Source organism: Pirellulales bacterium, assembly GCA_035939775.1.
In the GTDB taxonomy this organism is placed as follows: domain Bacteria; phylum Planctomycetota; class Planctomycetia; order Pirellulales; family DATAWG01; genus DASZFO01.
In genome coordinates this window covers 1-5,273 of sequence record DASZFO010000342.1, presented here as the reverse complement: position 1 = coordinate 5,273, position 5,273 = coordinate 1, and the positions used below count along the sequence as shown (strand labels likewise).

General features: G+C 62.6%; 4 protein-coding genes. 2 read left to right on the top strand and 2 right to left on the bottom strand.

Going from position 1 to position 5,273, the window contains the following annotated elements:
* Window positions 1–388: 388 nt before the first annotated feature.
* Both VGY55_21795 and VGY55_21790 read right to left on the bottom strand, forming a co-directional pair.
* On the bottom strand, window positions 389–1,396 hold the full coding sequence (locus VGY55_21795; GenBank protein HEV2972616.1) for a hypothetical protein: 1,008 nt from the start codon (window positions 1,394–1,396) through the stop codon (window positions 389–391).
* Window positions 1,393–2,043 (bottom strand): RNA polymerase sigma factor, encoded by a 651-nt coding sequence (locus VGY55_21790; GenBank protein ID HEV2972615.1) that lies wholly within the window; start codon window positions 2,041–2,043, stop codon window positions 1,393–1,395. The genes VGY55_21795 and VGY55_21790 overlap by 4 nt, the downstream gene beginning before the upstream one ends.
* A 153-nt stretch (window positions 2,044–2,196) precedes the next feature.
* On the opposite strand from VGY55_21790, the gene VGY55_21785 reads away from it, so the two are divergent.
* On the top strand, window positions 2,197–3,855 hold the full coding sequence (locus VGY55_21785; GenBank protein HEV2972614.1) for a permease: 1,659 nt from the start codon (window positions 2,197–2,199) through the stop codon (window positions 3,853–3,855).
* 23 nt (window positions 3,856–3,878) lie between these two features.
* Window positions 3,879–5,165 carry a DUF6786 family protein gene (locus tag VGY55_21780; protein ID HEV2972613.1) on the top strand — a complete coding sequence of 429 codons (1,287 nt, stop codon included), beginning with the start codon at window positions 3,879–3,881 and terminating at the stop codon, window positions 5,163–5,165.
* Window positions 5,166–5,273 lie beyond the last annotated feature (108 nt).

Here is a 5,273-nt window from a genome sequence, read left to right as displayed (position 1 = left end):
ACGCGAATGCGGCATTCATCTTCGTCACGCGGGAAGGGAATATGGGGTTGCTCGAAACGACCGATCGGGTGACGCGCACGAACGTTGTTACTGGACTGCCCGGGTATCCGCCCGGAGTCGGATGGCACAAAGGAGTTCGGTTCACTGTGAGATCGATCATCCCCTGAGAAGCGAGTCTCGAGCAGAGCGCCGCAGCTTCACCGCGCCCTCTCCGTCTCCTGGACCAGCACCCCAATCTTCGTTTCCTCTGCCATCGGAATTGTCACCGGGCGTGGTGAATTGGTGCGTGCCGCGATTGGCTCACGAGATGGTATAAGGCAGGAGGATCGAGCGAGAAGAGCCGACGGGCGAGTTGTCATCAGCATGAAAGCCGGCGGAGCCGAGCCCCTCACGGCGAAACGTCGCTGCGGACGATTACGGCGTCGTTTACGTGGCAGCCGGGGGCGACCTGGCCGAGATCGTTGGTAAAGATGTCGTCGCTCGAGCCGTCGAGATGGCAGGTCCGCAGATAGACGACGTGCCCGTCTTCCAGCAGCACATTGAGGCCGCCGCGGCCGTGATTCGTGCTGCTGGTCAAATCGTCCGCCGGCACATCCGACACCAGCGCGAACCGCTCGCGATAGAGATTGCGGGTCGGCTTGTATTTGCCATTTTCATCGCGATAGCCCAGGGCATAGCCATAGCTGCCCCCCATCACCCGGCGCAGCTCGGCCAGGCGGTCGGCCTTCGCCTGGCGGATTTCGTCGAGCGTTGGGATGCGGAAGGCCGCCTGATCGGCCAGCAGCGAGCCAGGGCAAATCACGGTTCGCGGGTTGCTGAGAAAGCCGGTATCGACGAGCATCGGCGCATAGATCCCGGCGGTCGCCAGATTGCCGCTTTCGGCCACTTGCGGGAACAATGCGTTATGCCGCTCGCTATAACCGGTGAGCGCCAGCCCAATGTCGCGGAGCTTGTTGGCGCAGGCCGCTATTTGGGCATTCACGCGGCTGGCGTGGAGCCAAGGGAAAACCAAGGCCGCGCCGGCCACGCAAACCGCCAGCGCCACGGCGATGTCGATCGGCCGCCATGATCGGCCCGACGGCCCCAGCGGCTCGCGGGCCCCCTTTTTTTCCGCCAATCGCCCATTCCTTTCCGCCGATGTGGTGCCGAGGGGCTGAAGCTCGCGCGCCGCGATCGTTTGCCGCTCGCGGGCGACGAATTCGCAAGTGCGAGCCGCAAGCCCGGCCGGGGGCTCGCAAGCCTCGTCTCGCAAAACGAGTAAACCGCGCCGGAGCGTGTCGAGCTGGTCGCGAAGGCCCGGGTCGCGCTCGAGTTCCATCTCGACCAATTCGCGCTCCTCCGGTTCGAGCGCGTCGAGCAAGTAGCCCAACAAATCGTGTTGAATTGATTCTGTCATTTTTCCAACGAACGTGTTTGATTCCAAGCTTCACTCAGCCGGTGCAAAGCGGCATTGAGCCGGCTCTTCACCGTGCCGACCGGGATCCCCAGAATCTCCGCCGCCTCGCGATACTTGATCCCCTGGTAATACACCAAGGCGACCGCGCCGCGGAGCGGCTCGGGCAAATTCTGGACGGCTTCGCGAATCCACTCGCGGCGCTCTTCTCGTTCCAGATTCGAACTGGCCTCCGGTTCGCGGCTCTGCAACAACTCGACCAGCGAACCGGTCTCCTCGCTTTCCTGCGAACTACCCCGCCGATCCAAGCTCAGGATTCGATGGCGCTTGTTCCGGCGTTGGGCATCGATCGATTGGTTGGTGGCGATCGTGTATAGCCAGGGCCGGACCTTTCGCCCCTCTTCAAACTGCTCGCGCTTCAAATGCACCTGGAGGAATGTGGCCTGGAATGCGTCCTCCGCCATCGCCGCATCACCGAGGTAGCGAAACAGGTAGCTAAACAGCTCCCGTTCGTAGCGGCGAACCAACGTCTCGAAGGCACCCGCCGCTGCTTCCCTCCGATAGGCGAGCAACAATTGCTCGTCGGTCATTTCGGACCATCGCGGCGTCGCTGCGTCGTTGGCTCGCTTGGCTTTGATGGCGGAACTCATCTGCTTCTACGGGACAGAGTTCGAAGGGTTCGGCACCCATTATACTATTTATGCCCGCCAAATTGACAGCACGGGGCTCGTCGCTTTACACTCAAACCCCGTTGCGATGCGGTCGGGATGCCGCGCTCGCATCCCTTCTGCAGCAGGTTTGCCGTGTCGCGCTACAAATGGGCTGTTCCTGGCGACATTAACGCCTTTTTCGGCTTGATGTTAGACAATTTGGCGGTGCTGACCGCGATGGTCGGGATTCTCGCCGCCTTCGGGATTCCGGCCCGGTTTGCCCTCGACCATATGGTTCCCGGCACGGTGATCGGGATCGTGATCGGCGATGTGATTTACACCTGGATGGCGTTTCGATTGGCCCGCCGGACCGGCCGCGACGACGTGACCGCCATGCCGCTGGGACTCGACACGCCGAGCACGCTAGGGATGGCGCTATTCGTTCTTGGGCCGGCGTTTCTGGCCGCTCGGGGGCGCGGGCTATCTGAGCTGGAAGCGGCCCGGCACACCTGGCACATCGGCATGTGCGCATTGGTGGCCACGGGGGCCTTCAAGATGGTCTGCGCGCTGGGGTCGGGCTGGATTCGCCGCTGTGTCCCGCGGGCGGGACTTCTCGGTTCGCTCACCGCCATCGCGCTGGTGATGATCAGTTTTTTGCCGCTGTTGGACGTGCTGCGATATCCGGTGGTCGGCATGGTGGCGCTGGTGGTGATCCTCGCGACTCTGACCGCCCGCGTCGAATTTCCCGGGCGCATCCCTGGCGCCCTGGCGGCGCTACTTGTTGGCGGGGCGATTTTCTACGCAATGAAGGCGACTGGCATTCTCGGACAGACGGTGAGCGCCGCCGACGTCAAGGCGGCCGATGCGCTCTGGCCCACGCAATGGATCGAGGCGTTTCGCTTCGAGTGGCTCGCGGCCTGGCACGACATGGTTCAGTATTTGCCGATCGTGATCCCGTTTGCGTTGGCCACCGTGATCGGCGGGATCGATTGCACGGAGAGCGCCGCGGCCGCCGGTGACGAATACGATACGGGCCGAATCATCGCCGTGGAAGCGCTGGCCACGCTGGCCGCCGGTTGCTGCGGGGGCGTCGCACAAACGACGCCCTATATCGGCCATCCCGCTTATAAAGCGATGGGAGGCCGCGCGGCTTACACGCTGGCCACGGCCGTCTTCATGGGATCAGCCGGATTGATCGGCTACTTCGGCTATCTTTACAATCTCATTCCACAGCCGGCCGTCCTTCCGATTCTCGTTTTCGTCGGCCTGGAAATCACGGCGCAGAGCTTCCACGCCACTCCGATAAAACATTACCCTGCCGTGGCCTTGGCATGCGTACCGGCGATGGCGAGGCTCGTGATGATCCACGTCGATCAAATCTTCGGCGATGCGGCGCTGACCAGCAAGGGAATCGCCGCGGCGAGTTTGGCGCCGAGCTTCGCCGAGAAGCTCGAGACCCTGCGCTTCCTAGCCAATGGATTCATCCTCACAAGCTTGCTCTGGGCTTCGGCATTAGCTGGTCTCATCGATCGGCGGTTGCTGAGCGCGGCGTTGTATTTCGCGATCGCCGGCGCTTGCGCGCTATTCGGAGTGATTCACTCGCCGCTGGCCGATGGCGGACTGATCGTACCTTGGAATCTGCCGGAATTGCCGGCTGCGGCCAAGGGCCAAACGCCGCTGTATATCGCCGGCGGATACTTCGCCGTAGCGCTCCTCCTCGTCGCGTGGGGATGGTACGATACTAAACTCGAATCTCAATCCCCGCCTCCCAATCCAAAATCCAAAATCGAGAATCCCAAATCCGACTCCTGATCCCGCCACCCGGAGCCTCACCCATGACCCGACTCATCGGCACGTTTTCTCACGCGGCGGCGCTTGCGTCGCTGGCGATTCTGTTTCCCGCCGCGATCGCGGGAGCCGCCGAACCTGCTGGCACAGACGCGAAGGGAGATTCCATGACCTATCGGCAAGCGAAAGAGTTTCTGGCGAAGCACACCAAGGTGATCGAGCTGATCGACGGCGCCGCCCGCGTGGCGATTTGCCCTGAGTATCAAGGCCGCGTGATGACTTCGACCTGCGACGGCGAAGACGGGCGGAGTCTCGGCTGGATCAACCGCGCGTTCATCGAAGCGGGCCAAAAAAACGCCCAATTCAACAACTACGGCGGCGAGGACCGGATTTGGCTTAGTCCCGAAGGAGGGCAATTCAGCCTCTGGTTCGCCCCTGGCGCAAAGCAAGAACTCGCCAACTGGTATACGCCGCCGGCGATGAACGATGGCGCCTTTCAGGTCGCCTCGAGCCCGACCGACCCCGTCTGCCGCATGGAGCGCTCCATGCGTCTGGCAAATGCGGCCAAGACCGAGTTCGATCTGGCGGCGAACCGCAACGTTCGGTTGCTTGGGATCAACGACTTTGGGGCGTCGTTCGGCCCGGACGCCCAGAGCGCGCTCGCCGAGGGTAAGCTGCACGCAGTTGGATTCGAATCCGATAATTCTGTCACCAACCGCGGTCCGGCGATGAAGAGAGACGGCGGTCTGGTCTCGATCTGGATCCTGGGCATGATGGTTTCCGGGCCCGAGACGGTCATCGTCGTTCCCTATCGCTCGGGAGACGAAAGCAAACTCGGACCGGTGGTGAAGGCCGATTACTTCGGCCTGGTTCCACCCGAGCGGTTGAAGGTTACGCCCGCGGCGATTTTGTTCCGCGGCGACAGTCATTATCGCGCCAAGATCGGCGTCTCTCAGCGGCGCGTGAAACCGATCGCCGGGTCGATCGACTTTCAAGCGGGCGTGTTGACTCTGGTGAATTTCGACATGCCGGCCAATCCTGCCGACCATCTTTACATGAACAACGCCTGGGAGGTGCCGCAGAAGCATCCGTTCGTCGGCGACGCGCTCAACAGCTATAACGACGGCCCGCCGGGCGCCGGCCGCGCGCCGCTGGGGGCGTTTTACGAAGTCGAATCGCTCTCCCCTGCCGCCGAACTGGCCCCCGGACAATCACTCAAGCACCATCACCGCACGTTCCATGTCCAAGGCGACCTGGCGGCATTGGCGCGATTGGCAAAGATCACGCTCGGCGTCGATCTCGCCAGCGTGCGGAAAGAGATGCTCGGGAAATGAGGAATCGGTAATGCCGAATGACGAACGGGTGGCCGGGGCTGGAGGCGCAGCCGAAGCCCCGGTGGGCCCGCGAACCGGGGCTTCCCTTCGGTCCAGCCCCGGCCACCC